A 17,509-nucleotide genomic window follows, 5' to 3' on the forward strand; every position below is an offset into this window, starting at 1 on the left:
ATGCTGTCCATCTTTGATATTTACAAGATTGGTGTGGGCCCTTCTAGCTCTCACACCAATGGTCCAATGATCGCGGGTTACCACTTCACTCGTTTGATTGAATCGAACCTGGCAAAAGTGGTTCGTATTCAAGTCGATTTATACGGTTCACTCTCGTTAACGGGGATTGGTCACCATACTGACCGTGCAACGATTTTGGGTCTGTTGGGTAACAAACCAGATACCATCAAAATCGCTTCTGCGAACAAAGCGATGCGCAAGGCGATTGAAGAGGGCATGATGTCTGTCGATGGCCGTCATGAAATCGAATTCAACTACAAAACGGATATGTTGTTCCATGAAGAGAATCTTCCTCTGCATGAGAATGGCATGACGATTACTGCGTTAGATGCGCACGGCAATCAGGTTGGTTTTGAAACTTACTATTCTATCGGTGGTGGTTTCATCGCAACGGCGGATGAACTGCAAAATGGCAGTGCGACTGCACCCGTAGAAGTTGAGTTTCCATTCTCCAGTGCAGACGAAATGTTGGCACAGGCAGAGAAGAATGGCATGAGCCTCGGCGGTATGATTCTGAAAAACGAACAAGCGTTTCAGGATATGGAAGCTATCAATCAACGCGCAGAACAGATCTGGCGTGTGATGACGCGTTGCATGGAGCGCGGTTTTGAGACAGAAGGTATCTTGGATGGTGGCTTGAACGTGACCCGCCGTGCGCCAAACTTGTTGAAGAAGCTTGAAGCAAATGCAGCAATCGAAAACGATCCAATGGAAATCATGGATTGGATTAACCTATTTGCTTTTGCTGTAAGTGAAGAAAACGCTGCTGGTGGACAAGTGGTGACGTCGCCAACCAATGGTGCGGCGGGTGTGATTCCTGCGGTATTAATGTACTACCATCGCTTCATCAAAGAGCTCGATACTAAACAGCTTAAAGACTTCCTTGCTGTATCCGGTGCGATTGGCATCTTATACAAAACTAATGCGTCTATCTCGGGTGCCGAAGTGGGTTGTCAGGGCGAAGTTGGCGTGTCTTCTTCCATGGCGGCAGCTGGCTTGACGGCGCTGCGTGGTGGTAGCAATGAACAAATTTGTATTGCGGCCGAGATCGCCATGGAGCACTCACTAGGCATGACTTGTGACCCAATTGGTGGCTTAGTGCAAGTGCCGTGTATTGAGCGTAATGCGATGGGTGCAATGAAAGCGATCAATGCTTCTCGCATGGCATTAAAGCGTAATAGTAAATGTTTGATCTCGTTGGATAAGGTGATTGAAACCATGTACCAAACGGGCAAAGACATGAACAAGAAATACCGCGAGACGTCACTGGGTGGATTGGCTCTGGTTCACCTAGCGCCACCTTGCGAATAATGAGTGAAGTAAATCTAACCAATAAAAAAGCCGAAGCACAGAGATGCATCGGCTTTGCTTTTTTGGAGCGTTTATAACTTAGCTATGCGTTTGCTCACCTTTTGGTGTGCTTTGGTTTGGTTGATAGTGCAAAATCACCATCGAGGTGGGTGACAGTAAGACTTCGCCTTCAGCATGCCCTGGGTTGAGGTTACGTACGTTTGTGTCGCAGATCGTTACCCATTCTTGCTTTCGCTCATTAGGGAGCTTAAAGCGCGCTGTGGCGTTAGTTTGGTTGATGAGGTAGACCAGCTCTTGTCCTTCTTTACCGATACCAAGGTGAAGTGCGACAGAGCTTAAACGGTTCCAATCATCGTGTTCCATTAAGCGACCGTCTGTACGGCGCCAGAAAATACGGTTGTTATTGCGGTTTTCGCCACTGAAAGCTCGGATAAATGGCACCATGTATTGATTTCGGTTGGCGACCATTTGTGACATCCACGTTTTGAAATGTTGCTTACGCTCCGTTTCTCCCCAGTTAAGCCAACTGGTTTCGTTATCTTGGCAATAGGCATTATTGTTACCGCCTTGGGTGTGAGACAGCACGTCAGCAGTGAGGATGTGTGGGATTCCAAAAGCAAACAGCAAGCTGGCAATAAGGTTGCGTTTTTGCTTCTCACGCGTGGCGATGATCATCAGATTTTCTGTCTCGCCTTCGACACCGTAGTTTTCTGAGCGATTGTCACCGTGGCCGTCGCGATTTTCTTCGCCATTAGCTTCATTGTGTTTGTGCTTGTAAGACACTAAATCTTGCAGTGTGAAGCCATCGTGATACGTGATGTAATTCACCGTGAGTTTGTATGGCCAGTTCGCTGCACTATAAATGTCACGAGAGCCCATTAATCGAGTGGCAAACTCTTTTAAATAGCCTTGATCACCGCGCCAAAAACTGCGGGAAATATCACGCAGTTTGTCATTACATTCGTTCCAACCAAATGGAAAGTTACCCACTTGGTAGCCATTTGGACCAATATCCCAAGGTTCGGCAATCAATTTGGTTTCACGCAAAATAGGGTCTTGCGCAACGGCTTTAAAGAAAGCTGCTTCTGGGTTGTAATCATCGCCTTGACGCCCTAACGTTGCGGCTAAGTCGAAACGAAAACCATCGACTTTAAATTCGCTAACCCAGTAACGCAATGTATCCATTACAAGGTTTAAAGCGGGTTGATAGGTGAGATCGACCGTGTTGCCACAACCAGTGTAATTTGCGAAGTGGTTGCCATGTTTGATGTAAAAACGGGAATCGAGCGCTTTCAGGTTGAAAATTGTAGGCCCTTCACCACCCTCTGCGGTGTGGTTGTAAACTACGTCGAGAATCACTTCGATACCGTTTTTGTGCAGTTCTCGAATCGTTGTTTTGAGCTCTGTGACGGCGTCTTTTTCTGCGTAGCGCGGATCGGGTACCATAAAGAGATAAGGGTTGTATCCCCAATAATTGACCTTTTCCATCTCTAGTAGGTGAGGCTCATGCATACACGCTGCGACAGGTAGCAATTGCAGCGTGTTGATGTTTTGCTGTTCATAAAAGGCCAGCATTTTAGGTGATGCAAGACCTAAATAGCGCCCCTTCAGCTTGTCCTCAACTTCTGGGTGAAGTTGGGTAAGCCCTTTGACGTGTGTCTCAAACAACACCATCTCTTCTCTGGGTATACGCGGATGATCCGTATCTTGCCAGTCAAAATTATCTTCGATAACGATGCACTTCGGCATATCGAAACTTTTGGCTGGAGAGTAGGGAGGGTGGTAGTGGAGGGCTTTATCAATTGACTTTGCGTAAGGGTCAGAAATTAATAGTGGCTCTTCCTTGTGGGAGACAAGGTAACCGTATTTTTGCCCCGGCTTAATATCCGGAATAAAAGTATGACGTATGCCAGCGTATTCATTCGGTAACTCATGAAGCGCGTAACTGCCATCGTCTGCAAACAGGGCGAGTTTTATGTCTTTATTCCCCGGAGCGTGAATAGAGAAGTTACAACCTTCTTTATTTACAGTTGCACCCAAGGGGTAAGGGCGAGAGAGAAGTCGTGTCATCGGAGATACTTTATTTAATATTTATTGCTACCTTTAGGAAACTATAAGTTAAAAACTTTGTCTTACTAAGGTCAACCACCCTAAATATAAAAATATTCATGTAATTTAATTACTTTATGTGACGGCTTAGAGTCAAAAATATGAAATGGCTATCACTTTGTAGCGGCTCAAAACCGAATAAACTTACTAATTCCTCCCTAGATTGGTGATCTGACTCGAAAAAACACCATTCGGTAAATTTTCTACTCCCTTCTCATCCCCCTTAAATTAGTTTGGGGCGGAGGAAGTCATCCTTGTACGCCTCGGGTAATCTCATAACTGTTGAAACAAACGGGGATTCGTTCCCATCTTACCTCTCTTTCTTTAGGTGTGTTTTTACTGCCTATATTCACCTAAAAGAGTGAGCAGGGAAGACAGAATTATAAATACCCTTAATGGAGTTAAGAATGAAAAAAGTAAGTGCAATTGCCGCTGCTGTGGCTGCAACTTTAGCTGCTGGTTCTGCGTTCGCAGTGGATTTCCACGGTTACATGCGTGCTGGCGTTGGCGTGAACGCTGACGGTGGTCAACAATTAACATTCGAAAAGAACAAGATCGGTCGTCTAGGTAATGAAAGCGATATCTACGGCGAGATTCAACTAGGTAAAGAAGTTTACAACAACAACGGCAAAACGTTCTACGTAGACTCTATGGTTGCAATGACTTCTAATGGTTCAAACGACTGGGAAAGCACTTCTGCTAACTGTGGTTTGGATAACGGCTAAGTGAAATGTGTTGACGATGCACAATTCGCACTACGTCAATTCAACGTTCAAGCTAAAGGCCTACTAAACTTTGCTCCAGAAGCAACACTTTGGGCTGGTAAGCGCTACTACCAACGTCACGACATTCATATCTCTGACTTCTACTACTGGAACATCTCTGGCGCGGGCGCTGGTGTTGAAGGTATCGAAGCTGGTCCAGGTAAAGTTTCTTTCGCTTGGGTTCGTAATGACCGTGGCGATATCGCAGATCCAGGTAACGATGGCGGCGATACAAACGTTAACACTCTAGACGTACGTTATGCAGGTCTTCCTCTATGGGACAACGGTTCTCTAGAAATGGGCTTGAACTACGCAATCCTTAACGAAACTGACGCTGCGCCAAACGGCACTAAAGATGCGAAAAACGGCGTAATGTTCACAGCAGAATTGACTCAAGGTCTAGACGCTGGTTTCAACAAAACAGTGCTTCAGTACGGTACTGAAGGCTACTCAAAAACAATGGCATTCTACGGCGACGGTAGCTGGTACGGTGCAGAAGCTGATAACGGTGCATCTGGTTACCGCCTAATCAACTGGGGTGTAATCGGCATGGGTGACAGCTGGGAAATGGGTCACCAGTTAGTTTACGGTGTTGGTGAAGACATGTGGGCTGGCCAAGACAAGTGGGAAACAATGTCTGTTGTAGTTCGTCCAATGTACAAATGGGATGACAACCACAAAACTATCTTCGAAGCTGGTTACGCTATCGACGATAACGACGGCGACGAAAACAAATACGGTAAGCTAACTGTTGCTCAAGCATGGTCTGCTGGTTCTAGCTTCTGGGCTCGTCCTGAAATCCGTGTTTACGCTTCTTACCTAACGGCTGACAAAGAAGACAACTCAAACACATTTGACAACGGTCGTTCAGACGATACGTTCCAATTCGGTGTACAAGCTGAAGCTTGGTGGTAATCATCTAACCACTAAGTCCTAAATTGTCCTAGAATGATACAGCCAGAACTTATCTGGCTGTATTTATTTAAAAAACAATAAAGAGTCGAGGTAGACAGTAATGAAAAAATGGCTTGCTCCCGTACTGCTGGGCATGTTGGCTACTGGTTGTGCGTCTGTAGAACAAGTAGAGATGAGTCCAAAAGGTCAGCAACAAGTGATCACTCAATCGGGTGATATTCAATGGGTAACGGTTGATGTACCTGTGGTTACTGAATTCGCTTTGACTGATAAAAGCCAAATGCTGTTGGATGGTAACAGTGCTGGCGCTATTGCAGCGTTTGCTCTTCCGGGCAACCGTGGCAGTCTCGATATCAAATTAGAGACATTCGTAAGTAAAGAACTTCAATTTTATGCTCCTAATGTCGCAGTGATGAACTCGGCAGGAGAAACCATTTACCAAGCAGATTTCTCAAAGTTTAAGTACGAACCAGCAAAACTGTTGGACAATGATAAATTCGTACTTGATCTCAATGTGATTCCAGACATGACAGGTAACGATCTGCATGTATTGGTGTACACGACTTCCGCTGATCTAAAAGGCAGTACGCAAGTTCTGCATCCTGCAAAAGCCTTCGCCATGGCGCGCCACACTCAGCCGCCAGATATTGCAGACCCTTTAGCGAAACACAGCCCACTGGGTCAGTTCCGTTTGTCGGTATCCGCAAATGATATCGTGAATAACAAGATTGTTGCGAAAAACGATAACATTCCTCAAGGTACGGATCTCACTAGCTACTACCACAGCTCAATTGAAGCGGCAGTCGCAGCGAACGATATTCCGAAAGCACTCACTTTGCTCGATGAAGCAAAAGAGCTGGGTATCGAAGGTGCGCAACAAGTGTTTGTGAAAGCCGTAAATAAAAAATAATCGAATATAAAAGGCCAGCAAAATGCTGGCCTTTTTTCATAGAAAATAAACCAATAAAAATACCCCTACATAGAGTTATCTTATTCACATAATTATTTTTATTGTTTTGTTTTTTATATTGGTTAGAGCAATAATTATTGACAGTTCCTAACTTATTTTTTGTACTTAGGAAATAAATAAACTTCTCGAAGTAATTTAAATTCTCAAGCCGACGATATTTATTTATCGTTTGATATTTCCATTTTAATAACGATTAATATTTCTTTTAAACGTTGAGTTTATTTTGCTTTGGATATACTAAAAAGGAATTACGTGAAATGAACATGATGAAGACCTCTCTTGCTGCCGCCCTACTTGTTGCCTTAGTGGGTTGTCAATCGACTGCAGAACCAGAAGCGGTCGCAGAGCCTGTTGTTAATATGTCTCAAGACGAAGTGGTTGCTTTCATGAAAGCGTGTGACAACCCAGATAGCACGGCGAAAGGACCAATTTCTAAACCACTGTTTGTGGTGGGTACGTTTGCGGATTCCGACTGGAAACACGTGCCTCAACGTCAATACACCTACAAAGGCAATAACTTCTACCAAGTTGTGACGCAAGAAAAAGCAGGCTCCTACAAAATGCAGTATGCGACCGAGTTGTGGTTCCCACAATTTACCGCTAAAGGGAATCGAATGAACGTTGGTGAATTAACACCATTAACATTTGGTGGTTACGGTACAGATACTTCAGTTGATATTAAAGAAGACGGGAAATATGTCTGGAGCCTTCAGTTTGAAGGAAAAGGCAAACCGCTTCATGTTATGGTAAATAAGTGTCAATAATATTCCATTCAGTTATTTAAAATCTTTTTTTATTTATTAACCCCTACATGGGAAGCATGTTGGGGTTAATTTTATTACTCAAATGTTTTTACTTAATTTGAGTAAGTTAGGGAGAGTAAAATGCGTAACGTCCGACGTAACCATCGCCTGTATCGATCGCTGCTTGCGTTAAGTGTGATTGGTGCTTTATCTGCGTGTAATTCTTCTGGTGGTGGCGATACTAATAGCAGCACTCCGCTACCGGATACCAGTTATGCTTGCCAAGCCAATGTCATGGCGCAAAGTAACCAACTTCGTACTTATCAAATCATGGTCGAGAGTTTTGTGGATGGTGATGCAAGCATTGGTCACGGTACGGGCTATGGCACCAGTCACCATAATGGCGATTTGCAAGGGGTGATTGATTCACTTGATTACATCCAAGATTTAGGGATGAACGCGATTTGGTTGACGCCGATTTTTGAGTCTGAAGCGATAGCAGGACAAGATCACTGGGCCGATCGTTTGGACGCCACGGGCTATTTTGCGACAGATTACTTTAAGATCGACCCAAAATTTGGTGATTTAGCGACCGCGAAAACTCTAGTCGAAGAAGCACACAAGCGCGGTTTATACGTGTTTTTTGATGGCGTATTTGGTCATCACAAAGATGGTTTGATCAAACCATCTCCCTCCGGCTTGTTGCCAACGGGATCGAGTAACCCCGTTGATTACCCGGCCAGTCTCGACTTCTACAAAGAGGTAGCAACGTATTGGATCAAAGAACTCAAAATTGACGGTTGGCGTTTAGATCAAGCCTATCAAGTTCCGACAGACGCTTGGACACAACTTCGTAAAGCTGTCGATGAAGCCTCGCAAGGTGTCACGTACACCAATAGCAAAGGCGAACAAGTGAATCCGTTGGGTTACATGGTGGCAGAGATTTGGAAAGGGGAGTCTGAGATCGCGAATGAGGCGTATGGATCGAACAGCGATCCAGCATTGTGCTCTGCATTTGACTTCCCGATGCGCTATCGCATCGTAGAAACTTTGGCCGTGAATGAGAGCGGCGTGGGTGGTCGCGGTGTGGATTGGCTAGACAACGGCTACAGCACACACAACCAATATCCAACGCATGCGCAACCGAATTTGATGATCGGCAACCATGATTTAGTGCGCTTTGGTGACTTGTTGCAACGCGGAAACTTGGCGGATGTGAATGATGCAGAATATTGGTTACGCCATAAAGCTGCGTTTGCCTTCCAAGCTGCCTACACTGGGCCAATCACGCTGTACTACGGCGATGAAATCGGGGATCAAGTGGATGGTTTTGCCGCAAAAGAAGACAACAACACCTGCGCCATTCAAGGTTTGTGCGATGATCACGTTGCGCGCAGCAGTGCAAAAATTGAAGGTGTGACGGCGACACTTGACGCAAACCAAGCCGATCTCAAAGCTTACGTGAAATCGCTGATGACGATGCGCAGTGCGCACCCAGCATTGTATCAGGGGTCACGCACGAATTTAGTTGCGAGTAACGGCAGTTATGTGGACTTGAAACAATCTGGTACAGACAAAGTACTGTTTGCGCTAAACACTTCGAAAAGCGCGAGAACAATTATTCTTAATCAGGAAAGTGTTAGTACTGGTGAGTTGGTGGATCTGCTCACGAATGAAAAAATTACGCCAAGCAATGGTCAATATCAAATTCCGATGTCGCCATTACAAGGTCGATTCTTTGCGGTTACACCCTAGGAAGTATCCAGAATCACCGCTCATCAGTTGAGCTGACCAGAAGATTTTCTCATACACAAGCCAAGTGTTGTTGCTGACCCCCATAGGCGCACACTTGGCTTTTTTCCGTCCGTTTTACTTTTCCCTTAATGGTTTTCCAACGATGTAGCCAACAGGTTGCTTCGCTTTTTGCATTGGCGTTTGTTTTCGGCAGGTAGATATTTGTGAGATAAGCTGCACATTAAAAAGTAAATTAACACTTGTGCAACGTAAAAGTGTGACCGAAGGATTACTTATGCCTTACTAATATGTTTATCGTGTTTGGGATTTACATAACTAATGGAAAAGTATAATGAAATCCATAACGAAACCCCTCTGTCTTCTTGCTGTTATTAGCTCTCCGCTTGCATATAGCCAAATTCTCAATGGTGACTTTGAACAGTGGAATGGCAGTGCGCCTACGCAGTGGTCAGTGATTGACGCTGGCATCGCGGTGTCGCCAAGCAGCGAACAAATCAAATCGGGCGGCCTGGCTGCTCAAGTCGTCGTGAATACAGGTACCCAAAGCAACACTGACCTTTTGCAAACCATTAATGTGGAGCAAGGGAAAACCTATCCGTTTTCTGTCTCGGTTTATCACACCGAAGGAAATGTAAAAGCACGTCTGGTGGTTGATGGTTATCACAATTACTCAGATCCGCAGCAGGTAAACCAGTGGCAAGAGCTGGCGCATAACTATACTGCGAGTTCGAACAAGACCATCAATGTCGGGTTGCGTTTTTATGATGAGGCCGGGTTTGATGGCTCAGAAGTTGTCTACGTCGATAATTTTCAACCGACCGAGACAAGTACACAACCTCCTGTAGAAAATTGTAGCGATCATGAAGTGGTTCTTACACTCACGACGGACAACTATGGCTCAGAAACTAGCTGGGAGTTGAAAAATAGCCAAGCGCAAGTGCTTTTCTCTGGTCAGGGGTATGAGAAAAGCACTATTGAAAAGACCATGTGTTTAGCCGATGGTAACTACCAATTTACGATTCAAGACAGCTATGGCGACGGCATTTGCTGTGGCAATGGTTCGGGGTCTTACGCGTTGAAGGTGGGGGATAATACACTTGCCTCTGGCGCTGAATTTGCGAAAAGCGAAACCACTGACTTTACGTTAGGTGACTCAACCACGACCCCACCAGTAGTTGATGGTTACTACCAAGCGGCGTCTGGCAAGACGGGCTACGCTCTAAAAACGGCGCTGTTTAACATCATCAACAACCACACTAGCCGAGGTTATTCTGCGGTGTGGACCTTGGTAAAAGATGCTGATATTGATCGCTATTACGAAAATGATGGCTCTATTCTCGATATGTATTCAGAGAAACCTGCGGGCAGTGATGCTATCAGCTTCACGAAAGTGACAGACCAATGTGGTCAATATAGCCAAGAAGGGGATTGCTACAACCGTGAACACTCGTTCCCGAAAAGCTGGTTTGGCGGTAAAGTTGAACCGATGAACTCAGATGGTCACCATTTGTTTGCGACCGATGGCTATGTGAATGCGAAGCGCAGTAACTGGCCATTTGGTGAAGTTGCCACCGCGACGTACGTGTCTAGTAATGGTTCTAAACTTGGTCAAGCAAGTACTAGCCTAGGTTATTCCGGTACGGTGTTTGAGCCGATCGATGAGTTCAAAGGCGACTTTGCTCGTGCCTATTTCTACATAGCAACCCGCTATGAAAATGTTGTAGGTAACTGGGAAGGCAATTCAAGCAATGCGGATGCTGTCCTTGATGGTTCAAGTTCAACAGTTTTTGAACCTTGGATGTTAAACATGCTGAAGCGTTGGCACAAAAATGATCCCGTTAGTGAAAAAGAACAAAACCGCAATCAACAAGTGTTTGAGTTTCAGGGCAATCGCAATCCATTCGTTGATCACCCAGAGTTTGTTGAACAGATTTGGGGAAACTAACACCTTCTTGATTTTGGTATCCACCATTTAGTGATAGTGACACCAACAAAACAAAGGGGAAGCGCGATGCTTCCCCTTTTTCATTACGGATGTTTTTAAATGAAACTAGTTTTTCGTTACCGTCACGATTGGCGCCGACTTGTCAGCCGCGTTGAAGTGGAAGTTGTAATTTCCCGCTTCTGCAATCGCAATTTTGAGGTTTGCACTACCGCCACCGACTTCCATCGTTAGCGCTTTACCAAGCTCAACACTGCCTTCGCCACCGAAGTTGGTGTCTGCTGCCCAGTCTGCGCTCGCAACTTTCATCTCGTAGTTGCCCGCCGCTAGGTCAATGTCTAGCGAGTAAACGTCATTTGCTACATAGCTGAACTTCGCAGTTGAGTCTTGCGCTGGAGTATCCCATGTGGTGATAGTGCCACGTAGGTAAAGTGCTGTTTCACCGAACGTTGGTGCATCTGCTGACTTCGTCACTGAAACGACAGGTTTTTCTACGCTTTCATCTTGAACATGTAACGCGTTCAGAGTGAAGTTGTACTTACCAGTTTCAGCGACAGACAACGTACAGTTCCCTGCAGAGCCTAAGTCTAGTGAGCCAGAAGCCAAATCCGCAGCATCACAACCGATGTTTGGATTTGCCCATCCTGAATCCGCAAATTTGAACTCGTGTTCACCTGCTTCAAGAACGCCAGTTACAGAGTACATGCCGTTGCCAATAAAGGTCATCGCCCAGTCACTGCTATCTGACCACTCGTTCATGGTGCCTTTGACGTAAACCACGGTTTCGCCGTAAGGAGGAATGCTCGATACGTCTTTGTTATCCGTGTTTACTGGTAGGCCAGCACCTTGCGCGCCGTCTTGTGGCTGTACGAATACCGCTGTTGTCAGTGCTGGTACTGTGAATGTTTCATTGGCGAAGCTTGCACCTTTCACGATGTCATCCGCAGAGTTTTGTTGAACTTCATGTAGCTCGAAACCAGTTGCGCCAGCAACTTTGAAAGATTTCTCAGTTGATGTTGAGTTAACAACGGCCACGACAGCATCGTAGTTCGAATCCAAATCGGCACCTGCTGATGTGCCATCGTCGATAGACATCACAATCAAGCCTTCTACTTGGTCTTGGCCCACGTTGCGGAAATCAACACGATTCATCACTTCTTGCGCGGTGTCTAAGCGGAACAGTTCGCTTGTACTGCGGATTTTTAGTAGCTCTAGGAATTGTTGCTTCGTCAGCTCGATGTCCGTTGAGTCTGGTTTCGCCGTGCTGTCACCGACGATGGTTTTGATCAACTCCCAGTTTGCACCGTCTTTGTCTTCACGTGGTAGACCAACGTTCCAGTTATTGTCGCTTCCATCGAAGAATACACGGTTGAACCAGTCACCAGAATCGTACGAGTCACGCTGCATTGACTTAGAGCGCAATAGCTCAGAACCCATGTGAATGAACGGAATACCTTGACCTAGCATCACCGTTGATAGTGACACAGACTGCATTCGTGCGCGCTCAGCAGATGAAGTACCTGTCGCAATCTTGTAAGCGTTGTTGTCCCACAGCGTTTGGTTATCGTGCTTAGACACGTAGGAAATGTTCTCTGATGGCACTTTTGTGTAGCCTGCTGGAGCACCATTGTAATCAACATTCTTACCAAGTTTGGTTTCGCCTTTGTAATCCAGAAGGACGTAGTCAGCTAAATTACCAGCCATACCTAGACGAACCAGATCTTGGTTGTGTAGACGGCCATTCACAGATTCTGCGTCAGTTTTGGTTTCTTCGTTCGGGTAAGCAGCGTTACCAAAGCCTTGGTTGAAGCGAAGTGGGTGCTTACCTTCAGAATCTACACCGCCATCAAACGGGCTTCCGCCACGAACTGCGTCACGCAGACGATCAGAGAAAGTACCGATTTCTGTCCCCGCCATGTTGACTTGTGTCGCTTGATCGAAGCGAGCGTTTTGCGCGACTTCACCGAAGTCCCAGCCTTCGCCGTAGAATAAAGTATTCGGATCAATTTCACGGACTTTTTCAAGTGCGTAAACCATGACATCTTTCGGCTGGTGGCCCATAAGGTCAAAACGGAAACCATCGACTTTATAGTCATCCGCCCACACCATCAATGAGTCAACCATCAGTTTACCCATCATTAGGTTTTCGGTGGCGGTGTTATCACAGCAGGTTGAGTTTTCTACGCCGCCAGTGTTGACGTTTAGGCGGTGGTAGTACCCAGGGACAATTTTATCCAGTACTGATTTTTCGTTCACACCGGATGCATTCGTGTGATTGTACACCACGTCCATGACCAGTTTCAGATCCATTTTATGCGTCGCTTGAACCATTTCGCGGAACTCAAGGATACGTTTAGACCCGTTAGGATCGGTCGCATAACTGCCTTCTGGCACGGTGTAGTGGTATGGGTCGTAACCCCAGTTGAAGCTGTCTAGCATGCGAAGATCGTTCATCAACGCTTGTGCTTTGCCCGTTGTTGGGTCGTAGCTATTTAATACCTCTTCAATCACTTTGCCGTCATCTTCGGTCTCACAGATGGACGCTTCTGGCTTGATGCCACAAAGTTTACCCACGGTGTCGGTGATATCGACTCGCTGGTCAGCGTCTTCATCCACGGTTGCAATATCAAATGCTGGCAGGATATGTAGCGTTGTTAGGCCAGCATCTTTTAAAGCTTGTAAGTGAGATACAGACTCACGCTCAGTTTCTGTAAGCGCCAGATATTTGCCATCAAGACTTGGCGTGCCTTTGCTGTCATTAAAACTGAAATCACGAATGTGTGACTCGTAAAGGATATGGTCTTCGTCTTTTTTAAGCGTTGGGCGCGCGTAGTTATTCCAATCTTGAGGCATTAAGCTTGGATCATCTAAATCAACCACTTGCGAGTATCGTGAATTCTTAGACAAGCTCATTGAATATGGGTCTGTTACCAAACGCGTTTCAACGACCCCAGTTGTAGGGTGGTACACCTTAACTTGGTAGCGATAGTATTTGTTAACAACATTACTTTGTGCCTCAGAAGCCCAGATACCTGTTGCTGGATCTTCTGTCATTGCAACGGTCGCTTCTTCCGCTAAGTTTTCATCGTAGATTATCAGATCAACATCTTGAGCAGTTGGCGCCCATAGCTTGAAGGTTGCAGCTCCGCCTTCCACAATCGCGCCGAGCTCTTGACCAATCGCGTTACCTGCCTTGGAATCGGCAAACACCGCATCCAAAACGCCCGGCTTTTGCACTTCAGTTGCAGAAATGACGTCACCATTTGCGTTGTAAGCTACCATAACGATTTGTGACTTCAGGATCGTGCGTAGGGTCGCGTCATCGACATCAATGCCTGCAGCTTGGAGGCTAGCAAGGTGACGGAAGCGTGATTTCAGACCATCAGATAAATCACCTGCTTTCGTCAACTCAACCGCCGTGCCACCGGAGAGTTGCTTGTCTTCATCCATTTTAATGTCGTTGCTGAGGCTGTAGAACAGCTTCATGGAATCCGCATTGGCCGCCGCTTCCCACGCGATGGTGTTGGCATCTAGCCAATGCGCTTTTTGACCATCAATATCAACAGGACGTTCTTCGATTGGCTCGTAGTAAAGCTCACTGCTACCGTGGAAGCCAAACAACCCTTTAGATTCGCCGATTTTCGTCAGCTCTACTTTTGAATTTGCACTGCCGAATGCTTTCTCATCGCCTTTGTGCAGAATGAAGTTCATGCATTCGTGTGGGTCAGAGGCATCTGGGTTCACTTTCAGTACGTAATAAGCACCGTAGGTGTCGTTGATGCCATCGAATGGATGCGGTGCCGACCAATCCGTTCCTGTGCCAGGAATGCCCATTGCGTCTAAATCTGTGCTGGTACAGCCTTCACCGTTCCACAGGTGCAAGCCCCAACCTTCGTAGTCGCTGGCCGTTGAAGCGGACGCCACGTCGCGTTTGTAATAAATGACGACCTCGTTCTCTCCCGCAGGGTACAAGCCTGAGCCTGGGTTCGTCGTATCTTCGTTCGTGCTATCACTACCACAACCGCTGATGACTGCGACGGAAATCAAAGGCAGTACGGTTTTGGCAATTGTTGATAATTTAAATGTCTTATTGTCCACGTTTACAAATCCATTGTTATTGAATTGATATTGAGCTGCGCGCTGCCTTCGCTGACTCAGTCATCAAGAAGGTTTCGCACACGCTAGAAAGGCAGATGCCGAAAAAGGAAATGTTCAACTAGATGCTAATACACTGAATCATCAGCAAAATGTGAGAGCAGGCAGTTAAGTTTTTTACAAGTGAAAATTTTCTGTCACAGTCGATTTTGTTCACAAATTAAATAATAAAACAGACGCATAGTGAGAGCTTCTGCACATCATTAAAATGTAAATTTTTATAGGAGGAGCAAGGGGGGATGATAGGGGAGGAGAATATCTCAGCCCCAAAACCGTGATTAAGTTCTATAAAAATCGCAGTGATATTTTTTAATTAAAAATAAGTTGCAGTGATATTGAATAAAATACCGCCATTAAGTCTTGGCAAGCTTCAGATTTTCGCTAAGTGGTCGTTATATAATGAAGGTAGTCGGCGTTATGTCGGCGCGTAATCTTAAGATTTCCCTGAGAGGGAGATGAATTGGGCCCTGAAACCAAAAGAGGCTATTTATGAGTAGTATGGGCATTGCCATTGCGGCAACTGGCCTTTCACTCGTCCTGATATTTGTGTGGATGATCTCGTTGTCGATGCGGAAACAGAGACTCGAGGCAGAGAGGAAAGCTCGCGAAGCCGCTTATCGAAAGGCGATGCAAAAAGCGCGAGAGCAAGAGCGTAAAGAGCGTGAGTTCAAAGCAGAAACCGGGCATATCCCCACCATTTTATTTCTAGCGAAAGAAGCCGAGAAGGACAACATTCGTCAAGCGCTGTATTGGTATGATAAAGCCGCTAAGTTGGACAACGTGACGGGAATGTACGGTATTGTTCGCTTGAGTGAGCGCATGCGTGAAGATGTGATTTTAAAAGAGCAGGCAAACTTTTGGCGTACCGCCATTGCCGGAATGGAAGGGGATACCGAAGCGAAATTTGCGACAGGCAAAGCGTTGGTTTTTGGTCGCGGAACGGAAAAAAATATTCCCAAAGGTAACCAACTGATTGAAACTGCAGCCGAAGAAGGCTGCATTGATGCCATGCTTTACATGGGTGAATGGCAACTTTCATCAGACAATAGTGCAGGACGCAGTGCAGATGCACTCTATTGGTTTATGAAAGCGGCTGAAAAAGACAGTGCGGACGGAAAGATCCAAGTTGGCTTATGTTACCTAAATGGTGTTGGTACAGAAAAAAGCATGGTCAAAGGCTGCTATTGGCTTGAAAGAGCCGCAGAAGGTGGTAGCGCCGAGGCGATGTATCATGCTGGCGAAGCGTGGAAGGACAAAGGTAAAACAGGCAATGCGATTGCTTATGTTTGGTTGTTTCTTGCTGCCAATATGGGGTATCAGCCAGCGCGTACGTTGCGTGACGAAGTGGCAACCAATATTGGTGTTGATGTCGTCGTTGGATTGCAATCCATAGCGAAACCGTTGCAAAGAAAGCTTGCGTCAGGGATGGTGAGAAAGCATTCCATTATTCGTGCGCTGAACAAGGTGTACAAACGCGAAGCGTATTTTCCTGCAGAGGAGGAGCTTAACGCGGTGTTGAGTGACGAAAATAAAGACGATGCTAACGCATGGGATGAAGCATCGGCGCCGAACTTCCAGCCTGACATGACGACCGCAACGACGGAGGGACAGACAACCACATCGTCCACCGAAAAAAAGCTCTCTAAAGAGGCGCTCGATTTCACGCAGAATTTCCTTCAACCATAATTTATCTTATCCATAAGCCTCATAATTGAGGCTTTTCTTTTGCCTTTCTGTCTCAGTATCTCTGTCGATCACAATTACAGACTGTAAACTTATCTAAGCGATTTATTTACTAGATTGCATACTATTTATTCGATTTTTCAACACATTTTTAGTACTTCGCTAAGGCGGGATATGTTTATCTTCAAATAGAGGGATTTCCCTCTTTATCTACTTCTCCTGTTGGGCTCAAATCAAGTCTCTTCAATTGATAGTAATAATGATTGAAGAGCAATACTTGATGCCCAGAGTAATAGGTTAATAGTATTCATTACTTTATCTAATAATGTAAATTAAAAATTGTATTATAAATCTTAAATTGTGTTTTTATATTTAGGCATGGATTATTGATTTTATAATTAATTAGGCGCAAGATGACGTACAAAATAAAATAGCATAGATAATATGCAGAATTACACTAGGAAGTAACTTTTTCATTACATGTTTCAGCAGAAATGGAGCGAATTAGTTTGCTCTGTTTTTATTTCTATTAGAGATTTGTGTATGTTGAGAATCATTAGTGCAGATAAATTCATCTCTTCAAGATTTATCTTAGAGTACAGTAAGGCTGAGTTCGCTTCTTTATTAGGCGTTTCCGTTGCTAAGATAAGTAATATTGAAAGTGGAAAATCTTCAATCCCCCCGGTGTACGATTACGCCATTAATTATTTACTTAGTGAGCATCCTTTTAAAGATAGTGCTGTTGACGCTTTATGCTCTCACGAAACGTTAAACTTTGCTCGGCGTATTGACGTCAACACCAAAGTAAAGCGCCTGTCCTGCAAGCGCTGCGATAGCCGAAGGCTGCACGTTATGGCAGGAATGAGTGGGTTGTATTTTGTTGAGTGTATGGATTGTAAACATACCATGTACTCGTCAGGCATGTCTGTAAAGCGTTATCAGCAATGGTCGAATGGTGGAGTCAAGCTAGATAGTCATTTATTCAATTAAGTTGTTTTTTCTTTATATCCAAAGTAAAGAGCCATCAATACATGTGTTGATGGCTCTTTTATTATGTGTTTAAATTTGGTTAAAAGTGGAGTGTTTTAAACTGCAATAATAT

At 45.2% G+C, this 17,509-nt stretch carries 9 protein-coding genes and 1 pseudogene; 8 read left to right on the forward strand and 2 right to left on the reverse strand.

The features are described from left to right. Nucleotides 1-1,371, forward strand: a complete 1,371-nt coding sequence (locus tag B7360_RS00600) for an L-serine ammonia-lyase (RefSeq protein ID WP_085342490.1) — start codon at nucleotides 1-3, stop codon at nucleotides 1,369-1,371. 78 nt (nucleotides 1,372-1,449) lie between these two features. Here the strand turns inward: B7360_RS00600 and glgX are convergent, their stop codons facing one another. Then, nucleotides 1,450-3,441, reverse strand: a complete 1,992-nt coding sequence (glgX, locus tag B7360_RS00605) for a glycogen debranching protein GlgX (protein WP_085342491.1) — start codon at nucleotides 3,439-3,441, stop codon at nucleotides 1,450-1,452. Between the two features lie 446 nt (nucleotides 3,442-3,887). On the opposite strand from glgX, the pseudogene B7360_RS00610 reads away from it, so the two are divergent. The 5 genes and pseudogenes from B7360_RS00610 to B7360_RS00630 all read left to right on the forward strand — a co-directional run bounded on the left by B7360_RS00610 (nucleotide 3,888) and on the right by B7360_RS00630 (nucleotide 10,572). Next, nucleotides 3,888-5,159: pseudogene (locus B7360_RS00610) on the forward strand (maltoporin). Between the two features lie 100 nt (nucleotides 5,160-5,259). Next, complete coding sequence (locus B7360_RS00615) at nucleotides 5,260-6,069, forward strand: MalM family protein (RefSeq protein WP_085342492.1); 810 nt, start codon at nucleotides 5,260-5,262, stop codon at nucleotides 6,067-6,069. A gap of 317 nt (nucleotides 6,070-6,386) precedes the next feature. Beyond that, a complete protein-coding gene (locus B7360_RS00620) occupies nucleotides 6,387-6,893 on the forward strand; it encodes a glycosidase (RefSeq protein WP_085342493.1) in 507 nt (168 codons plus the stop codon). A gap of 120 nt (nucleotides 6,894-7,013) precedes the next feature. Next, nucleotides 7,014-8,627, forward strand: a complete 1,614-nt coding sequence (locus tag B7360_RS00625; RefSeq protein ID WP_085342494.1) for an alpha-amylase family glycosyl hydrolase — start codon at nucleotides 7,014-7,016, stop codon at nucleotides 8,625-8,627. Nucleotides 8,628-8,958: 331 nt separating this feature from the next. Beyond that, on the forward strand, nucleotides 8,959-10,572 hold the full coding sequence (locus tag B7360_RS00630) for an endonuclease (protein ID WP_085342495.1): 1,614 nt from the start codon (nucleotides 8,959-8,961) through the stop codon (nucleotides 10,570-10,572). A 105-nt stretch (nucleotides 10,573-10,677) separates the two neighbouring features. Here the strand turns inward: B7360_RS00630 and pulA are convergent, their stop codons facing one another. Further along, the gene (gene pulA / locus B7360_RS00635; RefSeq protein WP_085342496.1) at nucleotides 10,678-14,667 is read right to left on the reverse strand and encodes a pullulanase-type alpha-1,6-glucosidase; all 3,990 of its coding nucleotides are present in this window, start codon (nucleotides 14,665-14,667) and stop codon (nucleotides 10,678-10,680) included. Between the two features lie 546 nt (nucleotides 14,668-15,213). Here pulA and B7360_RS00640 point away from each other — a divergent pair. Together B7360_RS00640 and B7360_RS00645 are read left to right on the forward strand one after the other, a co-directional pair. Continuing rightward, nucleotides 15,214-16,410 carry a tetratricopeptide repeat protein gene (locus B7360_RS00640; protein WP_085342497.1) on the forward strand — a complete coding sequence of 399 codons (1,197 nt, stop codon included), beginning with the start codon at nucleotides 15,214-15,216 and terminating at the stop codon, nucleotides 16,408-16,410. Nucleotides 16,411-16,950: 540 nt separating this feature from the next. Continuing rightward, a complete protein-coding gene (locus B7360_RS00645) occupies nucleotides 16,951-17,397 on the forward strand; it encodes a helix-turn-helix transcriptional regulator (RefSeq protein ID WP_031780583.1) in 447 nt (148 codons plus the stop codon). Nucleotides 17,398-17,509: the final 112 nt, after the last annotated feature.

This window comes from Vibrio sp. ArtGut-C1, assembly GCF_002105475.1.
GTDB classification, from domain to species: Bacteria; Pseudomonadota; Gammaproteobacteria; order Enterobacterales; family Vibrionaceae; genus Vibrio; species Vibrio diabolicus.